The organism is Pseudorhodobacter ferrugineus DSM 5888 (assembly GCF_000420745.1).
Classification (GTDB): Bacteria; Pseudomonadota; Alphaproteobacteria; order Rhodobacterales; family Rhodobacteraceae; genus Pseudorhodobacter; species Pseudorhodobacter ferrugineus.
Genome location: NZ_ATVN01000006.1, coordinates 57,773 through 73,558 on the forward strand (window position 1 = coordinate 57,773; position 15,786 = coordinate 73,558).

At 60.6% G+C, this 15,786-nt stretch carries 7 protein-coding genes; 4 read left to right on the forward strand and 3 right to left on the reverse strand.

The annotated features are described in order from the left end of the window. Positions 1–19 precede the first annotated feature (19 nt). Complete coding sequence (locus tag G560_RS20965; RefSeq protein WP_155947186.1) at positions 20–184, forward strand: hypothetical protein; 165 nt, start codon at positions 20–22, stop codon at positions 182–184. 147 nt (positions 185–331) lie between these two features. Then, entirely contained in the window at positions 332–1,507 is a 1,176-nt protein-coding gene (locus G560_RS0107085; RefSeq protein WP_022703619.1) for an acetyl-CoA C-acyltransferase family protein, read from the forward strand. A gap of 77 nt (positions 1,508–1,584) precedes the next feature. Here G560_RS0107085 and pbpC read toward each other — a convergent pair whose 3' ends face one another. Together pbpC and G560_RS0107095 are read right to left on the reverse strand one after the other, a co-directional pair. Beyond that, positions 1,585–3,621, reverse strand: a complete 2,037-nt coding sequence (gene pbpC, locus G560_RS0107090) for a penicillin-binding protein 1C (protein ID WP_022703620.1) — start codon at positions 3,619–3,621, stop codon at positions 1,585–1,587. Further along, positions 3,618–9,074, reverse strand: coding sequence for an alpha-2-macroglobulin family protein (locus G560_RS0107095; protein WP_022703621.1), 5,457 nt, complete (start codon positions 9,072–9,074; stop codon positions 3,618–3,620). The genes pbpC and G560_RS0107095 overlap by 4 nt, the downstream gene beginning before the upstream one ends. Before the next feature lie 210 nt (positions 9,075–9,284). Here G560_RS0107095 and G560_RS0107100 point away from each other — a divergent pair, with 210 nt between their 5' ends. Further along, complete coding sequence (locus G560_RS0107100; protein ID WP_028913824.1) at positions 9,285–11,840, forward strand: hybrid sensor histidine kinase/response regulator; 2,556 nt, start codon at positions 9,285–9,287, stop codon at positions 11,838–11,840. A gap of 201 nt (positions 11,841–12,041) precedes the next feature. On the opposite strand, the gene G560_RS0107105 is transcribed toward G560_RS0107100, so the two are convergent. After that, positions 12,042–14,396, reverse strand: a complete 2,355-nt coding sequence (locus tag G560_RS0107105; RefSeq protein WP_022703623.1) for a DEAD/DEAH box helicase — start codon at positions 14,394–14,396, stop codon at positions 12,042–12,044. A 345-nt stretch (positions 14,397–14,741) separates the two neighbouring features. Between G560_RS0107105 and G560_RS0107110 the strand changes: the two genes are divergently transcribed. Next, the gene (locus tag G560_RS0107110) at positions 14,742–15,749 is read left to right on the forward strand and encodes a carbon-nitrogen hydrolase family protein (RefSeq protein ID WP_022703624.1); all 1,008 of its coding nucleotides are present in this window, start codon (positions 14,742–14,744) and stop codon (positions 15,747–15,749) included. The last annotated feature ends 37 nt before the right edge of the window (positions 15,750–15,786 follow it).

The window sequence follows — 15,786 nt, forward strand, 5'->3', positions numbered from 1 at the left end:
CTTGGATCAGGGTGCCAAAATGACTGTGGAAATGATTGATGGGATTCGTGTTATGAAACTGAACGACCGTGCGCAGCGGGCGGTTATGGCAGATGACACGCTGACAATGGTACATATCTGGCGATTGCTGTCGGGCGGCCATGCGCTGCGCGATACCTGTGTGGGATGTCGCCAGTTTCTGTAACAGATTTGCGCCGCCCGGACTGTCGGGCGGCGGCTCGCTTTTGTGACGGGTGGCCACACGGCCTTAAGGCTTGACCTTAAAGGGTCGCCGCGCATCAATGGGGTTGAACCTGTTTATCCATGGCCCAACAACCCAAAGGCTGATCCCATGACCGATATTGTAATTCTTTCTGGTGCCCGCACTGCGATTGGCACCTTTGGCGGGGCGCTATCCGGCTTTGCCCCGATTGACCTTGCGGCCCATGCGGCCCACGCGGCGATTGAACGGGCAGGTATTGCGCCGGATCAAATCGGTCAGGTCGTGTTTGGCCATGTCATCAACACCGAACCCCGCGATATGTACCTGTCACGCGTTGCTGCGATTGATGCGGGTATCCCCGATACGACACCCGCTATGAACGTGAACCGGCTGTGCGGTTCTGGCGCGCAGGCGATTGTGTCCGCGACCCAAGCGCTGATGCTGGGCGATGCCGATTTCGCCTTGGCAGGCGGCGCGGAATGTATGAGCCGCAGCCCCCATATGCTGTCGTCTGCCCGCTGGGGACAGAAAATGGGCGATACAGCGGCGTTGGATATGATGACAGGCGCGCTGACCTGCCCGTTTGGCACGGGGCATATGGGGGTAACGGCGGAAAACGTGGCGGCCGAGCAGAATATTTCCCGCACGGACCAAGATGCCTTTGCGATGCAAAGCCAAACCCGCGCGGCACATGCCATCGCGCAGGGGTATTTCACCGATCAAATCGCCCCGATTGAGGTGAAAACCCGCAAAGGTATGGTGGTTTTTGACACCGATGAACACCCCAAAGCCTCAACGCTTGAATCGCTCGCCGCCCTTCGTCCGGTTTTCAAAAAAGACGGCACTGTGACGGCGGGCAATGCGTCGGGTATCAATGATGGTGCCGCCGCCTTGGTACTGGCCCGTGCGGATGCGGCGCAAAAGGCGGGTCTGAAGCCGCGCGCGCGGATCCTTGGCTATGCCACAGCAGGGGTGCGGCCGGATGTGATGGGCTATGGCCCGATCCCAGCGGTCAAGGCGTTGATGGCGAAAACCGGCCTGAAACCCGATGATTTTGACGTTATCGAATCGAACGAGGCCTTCGCCGCCCAAGCGCTTGCCGTCACACAGGCCCTTGGCCTTGATCCCGCCCGCGTAAACCCCAACGGCGGCGCAATCGCCTTGGGCCACCCGGTCGGCGCAACCGGGGCCATCCTCACCGTCAAGGCGCTCTATGAGTTGGAACGCACCGGCGGCAAAATCGGCCTGATCACCATGTGTATCGGCGGCGGCCAAGGCATCGCTATCGCGATAGAACGGCTCTGATCCTTTTTCTGTTCAAAAATATCCTCGGGTGGGGTCTGGGGAGGGCAGACAGCCCTCCCCAGCGGCCGCCAAGCAGCCTACCGCAAACGCACCCGCGCCCGCGCCGACCTGCCAACCCCGTCAATCACCGACAGCACCACAAACCCCGGCCCAAGGCTGGGCACCACCGCCTCGCGCCCGCGTGCGGCGACGACCACGGGCTGCCCATCGGCAAGCCACGTAAACGGCCCAACGCCACCGCGCACCCGCAACAGTAACCCGTCCGCCATCAACTCTACTTCGGCCCCATCGGGGGGAAAGGCCACGGCGGGCGCGTCCACCGCCTCAAACGCTGCGGCGCGCGACCGGAATTGCCGCAAAGGTTGGGGCAAGGCTGCATTGGCGACCATCAAGGTCGCGGCAGGCGGCGGCAATAAAGGCTCTAACCCGCGCTTTAACCGCGCAAAGGCTTGGAACAGCACGGGGGCGGCCAAATCGCCACCAAAGGCTCCCGGCACGGGCGTCCCATCTGCCCGCCCCATCCAAACGCCAATCACATGCGCCCCGTCAAATCCAATCGCCCAGGCATCGCGGTGCCCGTAACTGGTGCCGGTTTTATAGGCCAAACGGTTGGCGGGCGCACCCGCAGGCGGCGGCAGGCCCGACAGAATATCGCCCACCTGCCACGCCGCTACGGATGACAGAACACGCGCGCCTGCCACCCCGTCACCCGTCACATGCAAGGGCAGCACAACACCCCCACGCGCGATTGCGGCGTAAAGGCCTACCATATCCTCTAGCGTCACGCCCAAACCGCCCAGCGCAATCGCCAGCCCCGCCTTACCCCCCGGCACGCGGGCATCCACCCCTGCGCGGCGCAAGGCGGCCAGTAGTTTGGCAGGGCCAAGCGCATCGGTCAGGGCCACAACGGGCAGGTTCAACGACAGTTGCAACGCTTCGCGCACGCGGACCATGCCGCGAAACTGTTTGTCAAAATTCTGCGGCGCATAGCCGCCAAAATCCATCGGGCGGTCTTCGATCAGGGTTTCAGGGTGCGCGAGGCCTTGGTCGAACGCGAGGCCATAAACCAGCGGTTTCAACGTAGACCCCGGGCTGCGCCATGCCCGCGTCATATCAACAAACCCCAGCCGTGCATCGGCGCGGTAGGCAGACGAGCCCACACTGGCCAAAACCTCGCCTGAACGGTGATCGGCCACGACAATCGCCACCTGCAATCGGTCGCCATGCGCGGCCACCGATTGCGTGGCAAGCTCTTCGATCCGCGCTTGCAAGGCGGCATCAAGGGTTGTGCGGATCAAGGCGGCATCGGGTTCGGCCGCGACAAGCCGGTCCGCCACATGCGGGGCAAGGGCGGGGAAATCGCGGCGCTGGCGTGGCACCGCTTCGCGCAGGGCCGCTTGTCCCTGATCGGCCTCGATCACCCCTGCGGCCACCGCGCGGGCCAGCACCTTTTCGCGGGCCATGCGGGCCACATCTGGCGCACGGTCGGGGCGGCGCGTTTCCGGCGATTGCGGCAGGGCCACCAGCAAAGCCGATTGCGCAGGGGTTAACCGCCGCGGTTCTTTGCCGAAATAGGCGAGGGATGCGGCGCGCACACCTTCCAAATTGCCGCCATAAGGCGCGATTTGAAAGTAGAGTTGCAAGATTTGCGCCTTGGTCAGCCGCCGCTCTAACGCGAGAGCTAGGCGCGCTTGGCGCAGTTTACCTGCCAAAGCACCCGTCCCACTGTCTTCCAACAACCGCGCGACTTGCATGGTTAGGGTGGACCCGCCCGACACCACGCGCCCGTTCCGCAGGGCCTGCGCACCCGCCCGCGCCATGGCCCAGACATCCACGCCGGAATGGGTGAAAAAGCGCTTGTCCTCATAGGCCACAAGCATCGCCGTAAAGGCGGGGTCGACGGCCTCTTCGGCCACAGCCATACGCCAGCGCCCATCGGCCACGGTATAGGCGCGCAGCAGGCGCCCATCGCGGGCCAATACCTCGACCGAGGTTTCAATGGTTAGATCAGGCAAGACCGTGGCCGCAACCCAACCCTCGCCCGCATCCCGCGCTATGGCCCCTGCCCAAAGGGCAAAGGCCACGGCGATAAAGGGACGCGCGCGCAGCTTCACTCGGCAATCACAACGCGGTCCGCATCGGTTTGGGCGCGGTAATCGGGGCGGTACATATCCTCAACCGAGGCCGCCGGATGGTGGAAGCTACCGGGGGATACGGCCCGCACGACATAGGCAAGGCGCAAGGTGTTGCTGCTGCTCCAATCCACCGCGGTCAGGAAACGGTCTTGACGAAACTCGCTGTGCGCCACATCGTTTTGCACATCCAGCCATTCAAAGCCGCCCACATCACCGCCGCGCAACAGGTTCGGGTTGTCGATTTCAAACCCCGCTGGCAGGGGGTCTGCCACCATCAACCGCGCCTCGGCATTACCAAAGGGGATCACCTCTAGCACCACGACATAGCGCGACCCTGCCGTGACCCCATCCGCCAGCGACACCCGCGTGCCATCTTCGGTGAAATAGCTGCGGGTGATGGCATAGCCGTTGCCACCTGCGGGGCCTGGCACGTCGGGCACACCGTAGGCTGTCAGCGTCAGGGTTGCGGGTTTGCCCGATCCATTGGCCACGGCCACCGTTTGCGGATCGCCAGCTTTCAGCACCCGCACAATGGGCCCGTCAACCGCCGCACCGTTCAGCGTGATGCCATCGGTGCCCGCACGGTCGATCAGGGCATTGGCGGCAAGCAGGGTCCATGTTGCCTCTTGCGTCGACAGGGTCCGCCCGTTGGGCCGCAGGGCCACGGCCAGCGCGTCACGGTCCAGCACGTTGGACCCCGCCTCGACCGCCAAGGTCAGCACGGCGGCCACATCGCGGCGGCTGCTGCCATAGTCGGTGCGGAATACCTGCGCGTCGTTAAAGGTCTGATACGCGGCGATCCGCGCGCCGGCTTTGCTGAACATCGCATCGGCGCGGCGCTGGTCGCCGTAGCTGGCCAGTGCAGCCCCCAGTTGCGCCTGCGCAATCGGGGTGGCAAAGGCATCACCTTTCACATCGGCGTAATAGCGCAAATCGCCAATCGCCGCCGCCCCTTCGCGCGCCAGAACCATCAGCGCATAGGCCAAATCTTCGCCGCCTTCGTCAAAGTCGGCGGTATAGTTGACGCGGTTGCGCAGGTTATCGAGGGCCGAACGGAAGGCGATATCGGGCACCGCGTAGCCTTGCGCCTTGGCACGGCTAAGGAAGTCGGTGACATAGGCATCGAGCCACGCATCCCCTTGGGATGGACCCCAAAGGCCAAAGCCGCCTTCGGACCCTTGGTTCGTCAACACCTCGGCCACCGCTTGGGAAATGCGGGTGCTGATGTTTTCAGCGCCTTTCAACTGCATCGCCTGCGCCACTTGGTCGAAATAGATCAACGGCAAGGCACGAGAGGTGATCTGTTCGGTACAGCCGTAAGGGTAACGGTCAAGAGCGGCGAGAAGCCCTGGGGCGTCGAGCCGCGCGATGGGCCCAACGGCCATTGTGGCAAGGCCGGACCCCGGCGCAAACCCGTCAAACGCCGTTTGGTCCAGCGTAAAGGTTTGGCCAGCCGCCAGTTCCAGCCGCGTGGTGCGGGCAATTTCGGGATCACCGCGTTGCACGGGGATTTGCAGGGTTTTGGTCAACTGCTTGCCATCGGGTGTGGTCAGGGTAATTGCCACCGATTGCAGCCCTTCCAGACCTGCAACGACAGGAACGGAAAACACCGCTTTGCCCCCCTCAGCCAGATCAAAGCCAGACGGCACCGCACCCAATGCCAGACCATTGGCGGTAACATCAAGGCCCATGCGGCCCGCTGGCCCCTTGGCATGAACGATTTCCAGCAAAACCCGGCTTTCATCGCCCGGGGCCATGAAACGCGGCACCGATGCGGTCACGACCACAGGATCGCGGACCAACACATCGGCCGTGGCCTGCCCCACGCCGCGCGCAGACCAAACCACGGCCATGATCCGCACGGTGCCGTTAAAGGAGGGCATATCGAACGTGGCGCGGGCGTATCCATCGGCGCCCACGGTCACAGGGCCGGTGAAATAAGCCACCAACTCTTCGGTCGGGGGTGGGGCGTCAAGCCGTGCTTGGGCGGCACTGTCGCCACCCGATCGAACCACACCTTCGGCACCGTTCAACCCGTCAATCAAGCGACCATAAACATCGCGGATGCCCACACCCAGCTTGCGCTGGCCAAAGTAATGGCCCTTGGGGTCGGGCGATTTGAAAGAGGTCAGGTTCAGGATGCCGACATCAACAGCGGCAATCGTGGCATAGGCGGTATCGCCTGCTGTCAGACCATCCACCTTGATGGCCACATCCATCGGGCCACGCGGGGCAACTTCGGGCGACACCTCGACAGCTGCGACCAGCGCCTTATCGCCGGGATCAATGCTGGCGTGGGCAAGACCCATTGCACGGGCAGGGTTGCGGCCTGCGGCCACATCCATTGGCCGCAGAACCGACGCGGTGACGTAAACGCCAGCGCCCCAATCATCGGTCACGTCCAGCGGGATTGTGTTTTCACCTTCCGAAACCTCAACCATTTTCATCGTGACCAAACGGTTTGACAGCACGGAAATCAGCGCCGTTCCCGCCGCACGCGGCACGATGCGCAGTTGCGCCACATCACCAGGTTTGTAGGCCGGTTTGTCCAATGACAGTTCCAGCGTATCTGGCGTGCTGGTCACATCGGCAGGGGCGTACCATCCGGCATAGAACCGCACCGATGTAGCGGCAGCCCCACCGCTGACCTGTTCGACCACCAGTTCATATTCGCCCCAAGTCACAGCGCCCGCAATCTGCACGGGGTCTGTGCCCAAGTCGGCCATACCATCCGCCACACGTTCGCGGCTGGTCACAGGTTCCCAATTCCAGTTGCCGTATTCCTGATACCACTGATACCGCGTGTCTATGCGCGACAGCTCCCATTTTACGGCCATAGGAACGGCCACCTCGTCGGGCCCAACAGCAAGCAGCGCAAACTGCGCGTCTGCGCCTTCGCCAACCACGCCGTCAAACATCGGTTTCACCCCGATCATCGCCGCCGCTGGTTGCAAGGCGCGAGTCACACGGCGTTCCACGGGGCGGCCAGACCCTTCGGCAATGCGGGTCACGACTGCCAGTTCCAAGGGGCGCGCGGGGTCTGCGACATCGGGCATGGTCAGGGCCACGACCGCGCGACCATTTGCATCGGTCGTCTGACCGCCAAACCCTTCGATCCGTGTGTTGAACGGCTCATCTGCGCGGCCAAACTGATAGTCCGGAAAGGCGGCAAGCCCTTTGGCTGCGCGCAAGATCACCTCGCCTTCGATGGCGAGATCGGCACCCGGGGCGCCAAACAGGTATTTGGCATCAACCGTCATGTCAGGCGCATCGCCCAAACGCACGGGGGTGTCGGGCAAGGTAAGGGTAAAGTCGATACGTTCGGGCAGAAAATCCTCGACCAGAAACGTCTGCGCGGCCAAAGGGGCGGCATCAAGATCGGCCCGCAGTTCCAGCCGCCACGTGCCACGCGGGGCGCTGCCTGCGATGGGCAAGGCAAACACATGGCCACCCGCGCCTGCATCCGCCACTTGCGCGCGGGAATATTCCACCCCGTCAGGACGTTTTACAATCGCGGTCAGCGGCAGACCAGTGATCGCAGCCGCATCTGCATCGCGTGACAAGGCTGTGGCATAGACGGTTTCACCGGCACGGTAGGCACCGCGATCGGTGGTCAGGAACACATCAATCGGCGGGGCCGGTTCGCGCCCTTCGACCCCGCGATCCGACAGATCGAATTCGGGATCGGTCAGCGACAAAAACGCCATGTCATCGCTGCCGTCCTTGGCAACGATCATCGCAGGCGCAAGCCCGCCTGTGCCCCGCGCCAAAGCGGCTGGAAACATCGCATATCCCTGCGCATCGGTTTGTACCGTGGCCAGCACCTCATTGCTGCGGCTTAACAGTTCGACCGCGACGTCAGGCTTTGCGCCTGCCGTGCCAAGGCTGCGCACAACCACATGCAACCCGTCCACGCCGCTAAGCGTGGTCAGCCCCAGATCGGACACGACAAACCACTGCCATGCGGGGGCCACATCATCCGAGGCTTTGCCCGGGATCTGGGCGCGCAGGGCAAAAATGCCTGCCCCCTGCCCTGCCAAGGCGGCCGTCATAGGCAAGCGGGTGGTCATATCCTTGTTCACCTCGACCGCCAGATCGGCCTGCCCCTGCCATATTTGCGCGCCGACGCCACGGGTAAATTCATCTTCGCGCCAATAGGGCATCGGGTCGCCGAAATAATCACCTTGGATCGCGCGCAGAATGTTGCGGTCGGTCACGCGGTAGAGCGTCAGGTCCACCAATGCGGCATTGACAGACTCGATGGGAAGGGCGGCACCATCACCAAGTTTTGGCAACACATAGGCGCGACCTGCAAAGCTGACCGCTGGGTTACGGTCGCGGACATAGGCAGTGATGGTGACGGGCTTGATCGTGACTTGCCCGTCAGCAGCAGGAATGCCCGCACGAAAGGTCAGGTTATGGCGTTCGCCATGCGCCACGCCTTCGACACACAGCTGGTTATCGCCCGCGCGTTCCACTGTTAGGCCCGACTGATCCATCTGGACGAATTTTTCAAAATCAGCGGTTTTAGCCAGCTGGTCCGAGAAGGCCACACAAATACGCGGGCGGGCGGAATCGGATTGCACGTCATGTTCCGTCACGCGGAACCCGAATTTCGCCACGGCCGCATCCAGCGCCATTTCGGTGTCGGTGCGGGGCTGGATTTCTTGGGCCAAGCGCAAGGCAGGCACCATGTCGCGGCCTCGGCCCATAGCCTCCAACAGCTCTGCCATATCGACCAAAAGCGTGTGGCGCAGGCCTGCGTTATCGGCCCGCAAATAGCCGTTGATGGCGGCCTGAAAGGCGCGCGCGTCGAATTCGGACTTATTATTGGTATTGCGCTGCCCCGCAAGGCGCAGCAGCCGCACATATTCTGCCCAATCGGCGGGGGCATCGGTGATGTTCAGCGCCGCCCCGACAAAATCGCTGGCGCGACTGGCGTTGCCGCTCGTCTCGGCATTCGTGGCGGCGGCCAAGTGTTCAGCCGCGCTCCACGGACCAGTGATATGCTGCATCCCAAGCCCTGCGGCCTGTGTCTTGGCCGAGTCGGTATCATAAGGGCGCAGAAATGACAGATCCGTTGCGCGGTTTGCGGCCAAGGCCTGCACCCCGGGTGCGGCAGTCACCATAAAGCCGGAAAACGCACCCGCGTAATCGGCAGGCGCACCCGGATCAGCCTTGAGGAAACACGACCCGTTGCGGGAATTAAAGGTGAGCGCGGTACAAGATGCGTTGGTCGTGCAGGCTTTTTGGCACGATTCCAGCGTTGTATCAAACATCGACGCAATATCGCCACCCGGCAAATCGGCATCGCGAGTCATCAAAAAACGCTTTTCAGGGATCAAATCCTGTGCCGCGCCAAGGCTGGGAAAGCCAAGCGCCAAACCGCACATAATCACCGCACCAAAACCGAGTTTTTTGAAAAATGACATGATAAATACCCTTTGCAATCACGGTGTGCGGCGCCTTGCCGATTGGGTCGCAACTTGCACAACACTGGCACAAGGTGCTGCGAAAACGCAAGGAGTCTGCTAAATTCCTTTCACGTTAACTATGGCTTCATCTTGATGGGCGAGTGTCAGAATTTGCAGGGGCAGAATGCCCTGAAGCAGGACAGACTTGGGGCACTGGTTGGTTTGGTTATGGATATTGTCGACAGGCTGGCAAAGGAACGGCGCGCCCGCATGGCCGCTGAACGGCTTTTGGAACAAAAGCAACGCGAACTTTTTGCTGCCAATGAAAAATTGGCGCTGCATGCCCGTGCCTTGTCAGAACAGATTGTTGAACAACGCCATATGACCAAGGCGGCGGTATCCGAGGCGCAGATGCTAAAAGGCCAGAATTCGCGTTTTTTGTCGGATCTTGAGGCGGCGCATACATCAGCAGTAATGGCGGAACGGCGACTGCGGGATTCGGTGAACGCGCTGTATGACGGGTTTGCGGTGTTTGACCCTGATCAGCGGCTTTTGATCGCCAACCGCGCCTATCTTGCCCCCTATTCCGATTATAATGTCGGACCAGGCACACCGTATCGCGAAATACTGAAGCTGACCGCAGAGGAGGGGATGGCCGACATTGGCAGCGCCACCCCCGACGAATGGGTTGCACGTATGCTGAACCGCTGGGAAAGCGACCCGATAGAGCCCGAGGTGGTCCATACGACGGCGGGTCAATGGCTTCGTCTTGTGGATCGGCGCGCGCGTGACGGGGATATGGTTTGTCTTGCCCTGAATATCACCGAACAAATGCGCACTTGGGCAGCGATTGAGGCGATTCCAGACGGGTTCGTCCTGTTTGACCGGCGTGAACGGTTGCTTGCCTGCAATCAACGATTTCGGGAAATTTATCCCGAATGCGCTGCGGTCATGCAGCCGGGCGTGAGTTACGAAAAAATCTTGCGCGCGGGGCTTGATGCCGGCGCATTTGCTGATGCGATCGGGCAAGAGGACGCGTGGCTTGATGCCCGCATCGGCCGCCCGCTTGACGGCCCCGAGGAGCGGGAACAATTGCTTTCAAATGGCCGTTGGCTGCGGATTTTGGAACAGCCTACGCCCGATGGCGGGCGCGTGGGCCTGCGGGTCGATATCACCCATCAAAAAGAGCAGCAGGCCGCCTTGGAAGAGGCGCGCAAACAGGCCGAGGCCGCAAACCGCGCCAAATCTGCCTTTCTTGCGAATATGAGCCATGAAATCCGCACCCCCATGAACGGTGTCGTCGGCATGGCCGAGCTGCTGTGCGATACCGGATTGAACGAAGAACAACGCCTGTTCGCCGAAACCATCCGCTCATCCGGTGAGGCGTTGCTGGTTATTATCAACGACATTCTGGACTATTCCAAAATTGAGGCAGAGCGCCTGACACTGCACCCTGAACCCTTTGATCTGGAACGCATTATTCACGAGGTGGCGATGTTGCTACAACCCCGTGCGCGCGAACGGGGGCTGGACCTGATGATCGATTATGATCTGTTCTTGCCCACCCGTTTCATTGGCGATGCCGGACGTCTTCGTCAGGTTTTCACCAATCTTATCGGAAATGCGGTGAAATTTACCGAAAAGGGCCATGTTCTGATCCGTATCGTCGGTTTGGAAACCGACCCCGGCCACCAACAATTGCATATTTCCGTTGAAGATACCGGCATTGGCATCCCTGCCGATCAGCTTGACCATGTGTTTGGGGAATTCAATCAGGTGGACTCCGAGGCCAACCGCAAGTTTGAGGGCACGGGGCTTGGTCTTGCCATCACCAAAAGCCTGATCGAGCGGATGGAAGGGTCTGTTTGGGTGGATAGCGAATTGGGCAAAGGCTCTTGCTTTGGGTTTCGTCTGTCGCTGCCGATCGCCGAGGAGCAAACCCCGATCCAGGTGCCGGTGTCGCTGCGCCGCGCCCTTGTTGTTGATGATCAATTCATCAACCGGACGATTCTGGAACGCCAATTGGTCACTTGCGGGATGAAGGTTACGCTGTGTCGGTCGGGGGCTGATGTTATTACAGAACTGGCGCGTGATAGCGATTATGACGTGCTGATCACCGACCATGAAATGCCGGAAATGAACGGGTTGCAACTGGCCGACCGCGTGCGCGATTTGGGCTATGACCTGCCAATCGTTTTGTTCTCATCCAACCCCGCCGCCGCCCGCGATGGCAATGCCCACGCCCATCTGGCCGCCGTGATGCAAAAACCCTTGCTGCGGTCGGAACTCTACCGCCGTTTGCGCGAACTCACGACGCCTGCACCCCAACCCGCGCCAATCGTAACCCCTGTGAAATCGGATGATCTGCGCCAGATGCGGGTTCTGGCGGCCGAAGATAATCGCACCAACCAATTGGTGTTCCGCAAAATGGTCAAAGATCTGAACATTGACCTGACCTTTGCCCACAATGGTCACGAGGCTGTGGATCTGTTTGAATCCTTTCAACCTGATTTGATTTTTATGGATATCTCCATGCCGGAAATGGACGGCAAAGAGGCCGCTCGCGCCATTCGCCTGCGTGAAGAAACCCTTGGTGGCCATGTGCCCATCATCGCCTTGACGGCGCATGCAATGGACGGGGATGATACGTCGATCCTGGCGGCAGGGATTGACGAATATCTGACCAAACCGCTGCGCAAAACGGCAATCACCGCGGCATTGGTCGCCCATTCCCCCGCCGATGTTTTACCTGTTCTGGAACACCAAGAGGCAGAGTGGGCCTGACACCTCTTTGACCCCAGATTTCATTTTGGCAAAAATACCTCGGGGTCCGGGGCCGCGCCCCGCTCCGGCATATCAGCAAAAACCAATTACATTTTGCACAGACAGGACGCCAAGGCAGCAGGGGTTGGCCAAAAGCCGCCCCAAACGAAAAAGACCCGGCGCAACTGCGACCGGGTCTTTTCAAACTTTTCCTAAACCAAATCAGCCCTTTTTCGGCGGAACAAAGCGTTTGCTGGTGTCGTTCGGGTTCGCCTTGGGCTTGGAAGGTTTGGCGAATGGCTTGCCACCCGGCTTACCAAAGCTTTTGCCTTCACCCGAATGCGACTTGAAACCCGCCGAGCGTGCAGGGCGTTCACCACCCGCAGCGGCCCCGCCGCCGTGCGATTTAAACCCTGCCGAACGTGGCTTGGCTGCTGCACCTTCTTCGGGCTTCCAACGTGGCTTGCGCTCGCCGCCGGCCTCGGGGCTCGCCCCACGGGGCGCGTAAGGCTTAGCACCCTCACTGCGTGGGGCATAGGGCTTTGCGCCCTCTTCGCGCTTGGCATAGGGCTTTGCACCTTCCGCCGCATCACCGCGCTTTACATAAGGCTTGCGAGGGGCCGCATCACGCTTTTCCCATGGCTTGCCGTCACCTTCTTCGCGCTTGACCCAAGGCTTTTTGTCGCCATCGGCCTTTTTGGCATAGGGTTTGGCACCATCCGCTTTGGCATAAGGCTTGGCACTCTCACCATAGGGTTTTTTCGCGGCTGGCGCACGCTTTGGCTTTTCGCCTTCACGCACTTCAAACCCTTTGGCCGGACCATCATCAGCGGCCCACGCAGGCTTGCCCGCTGGCTTTGCGGCAGGTTCGCGCTTGGTATAAGGTTTGCGTTCGGCCAATGGCGCGTCATCTTCGACAAAGCGCGATGGCTTGGCTTTGTACGCGGGCTTTTCCGCACGCGGTGCACGGGCAGGGCGTTCGGGGCGGTCCAAAAGAGGCTCGCCGTCCATCCGCGTCATTTCAACGCCTTCTTCCAGCGCCAAACCGGCACCGAATTTCGCCGCAACATCCTTGCCAATCTGCACATAGGTCAGGTCGGTCTGCACGCGGATCGCGCCGATGCCGTCTTTGGTAATACCGCCTGCTTCGCAGATTTTAGGCAGCAACCAACGCGCTTCGGCACGGCCGGAATGGCCCACCGAAATCGTGTACCATACCGATGCGCCAAATTCCGCACGGGGCTTTGGCTCTGGCCGCTCGCCTGCGTTTGCCACATCCGACAGCACCTCGGGCGAAGACCGCCCTTGCCGCCACATGGTCACAAAGGCCTGCGCCACTTGTTCGGCACCGAAACGGTCCAGCAAGGTTGCGGCCAACGTGCCGTCTTCGCCGTCATTCGGGCCAAGGGCGGGATGTTCCAAAATGCGTTGATCGTCGCGTTCCTGCACTTCTTCGGCAGACGGGGCAGAGCCCCATTCCACCACCAATTTCGCGCCTTGCACCAAACGCTGTGCCTTGCGGAATTCCGATGGCACCACGATCAGCGCCGAAACACCCTTGGACCCCGCACGCCCGGTCCGGCCCGAACGGTGCAACAGCACCTCGGAATTGCTTGGCAAATCGGCGTGGATCACAAGGTCCAACCCCGGAAGGTCGATCCCGCGCGCGGCTACATCGGTCGCGATACACACATTGGCACGGCCATTGCGCAGCGCCGACAGCGCATTGGTGCGTTCGGCCTGGCTCAGCTCACCCGACAGGGCCACAACCTTGAACCCACGGTTGCCCATGCGGCCCATAAGCGAGGTGACAGCAGCGCGGGTTTTACAAAACACAATCGCGGAAGGCGATTCATAGAACCGCAGCAAGTTGAAAATCGCATTTTCACGGTCGCGCATTTGCACCGACAGCGCACGGTATTCGATATCGACGTGCTGCTTTGCCTCGCCCGCCGTTTGAATGCGCAGGGCGTCGTTCTGGAATTCCTTGGCCAGCATCGCGATTGCTTTTGGCACGGTGGCCGAAAACATCAAGGTGCGGCGTTCGGCAGGCGCTTGGCCCAGAATATACTCAAGGTCATCACGGAACCCGAGGTCGAGCATTTCATCGGCTTCGTCCAGCACGGCGGCTTTCAGCCCCGATAGGTCAAGCGATTTGCGGTCAATATGGTCGCGCAAACGGCCCGGCGTACCAACAACGATATGCGCGCCACGGTCCAGCGCGCGTTTTTCGGTGCGGTAATCCATACCGCCCACACAGGTCGCAATCCGCGCGCCAGCTTCGCCATACAGCCAGTCCAATTCACGCGCCACTTGCAGCGCCAGTTCGCGGGTTGGTGCAATGATCAACGCCTGCGGCACATCGGCGAACAAGAACCGATCCGCGCCGTTCAGCAAATCTGGGGCAATCGCGATGCCAAAGGCAACTGTTTTGCCCGAACCCGTTTGGGCCGATACCAGCAAATCGCGGCCATCCACTTCGGGGGCCAACATCGCTTCTTGGACGGGGGTAAGGGACGCATAGCCCTTGGCTTCGAGCGCCGCAGCCAAAGGCGCAGCGATATCCATTTTTTCCATTATCTTCTACCTATCAGGGGGCGTCGCGTTGCCCGTTCAAAGGCCGCTCACCCCTGACTGGCATCAGGCATCCACGCCCGCCAGCACCGGAATATATCGGGCCAAGCGCGTCGTCTACGCGCAAATTGCGCAAGAGTCCAACGAAACCTTGGGTAATGGTACAATGCGAAAAACCGTTACGTTTATTACCAAATGCGATGGGGCCGCACATGGTCTCAATAGGGCCAATTTACTCATCAAAGGGGAATAAAACCCTCAGCGGTTCCGGTTTTGGCCTTATGATGATAGAAAACTCTTAGAGCGCGCCAAAATGGCCTTCTCACAGCTAACCAATCTGGAACTATAATGACCCCTTTCGCGATCGCCGGCGTTCAAATGTACGTCAATGCTCTGCAACCCAATGTCGAAGGCATGTTGGAGCGGCTTGATGTTTTGATGAACGTGTATCCTTGGACCCAGATGGTGGTGTTTTCGGAACTGGCGGCCTTTGGCCCGCTTACGAAAAACGCCCTGCCCCTGATCAACGAACATGTTGAACGCTTTCAGGCCGCTGCCGCCAAGCACAACATCTGGCTGATCCCCGGTTCTATGTACCAGCGCACCGAAGACGGGCGCATCCTGAACACGTCGCTTGTGATCAACCCTGCGGGTGAGATTGTTAAGGTCTACAGCAAGATGTTCCCCTTCATGCCATATGAAGTTGGCGTATCGCCGGGCACTGAATTTTGCATCTTTGACGTGCCGGATGTGGGCCGTTTTGGTCTGTCGATTTGCTATGATGTTTGGTTTCCCGAAACCACGCGGCAACTGACCTCGCAAGGGGTAGAGGTGTTGATCCTGCCCATTCTGACTGGCACCGCCGACCGTGATGCCGAAATTGCGATTGCCCGCGCGACTGCGGCGCAGTTCCAATGCTATGTGTTCGGCGTCAACGGCTTGGGCGCCGGTGGCAATGGCCGCTCTTGCGTGGTCGACCCCACCGCAACCGTCATCCACCAATCCGCTGGCCAAGAAGATATGTTCCCGATTGAGGTCGATCTTGACCATGTGCGCCGCCAGCGTGTGGCTGGTATGCGTGGTTTGGGTCAGGTGCTGAAAAGCTTCCGTGACCGCCCCGTCGATTTTTCGATCTATGACCGGACCAGCGGGGCAGATGCCTATCTTCACACCTTGGGCGAGCTGAAAAAGCAGCAACAAGGGTCGCGCGCCGAGCTTCAGATTGACCAGCGCGATGTGCCGCTGGGGTCAGCCGAGGCGGAAGCCGTGGGATATGGCGTGCCATTTCCAAAGGGCGACAGCGTGACAGCGCCTGCCGATGTGCCGCCGCTGATCGGCAAAATAATTACCGGCTAATCGCGGCGCAGGCCTATTGCCTGCATCACAAAGCGAC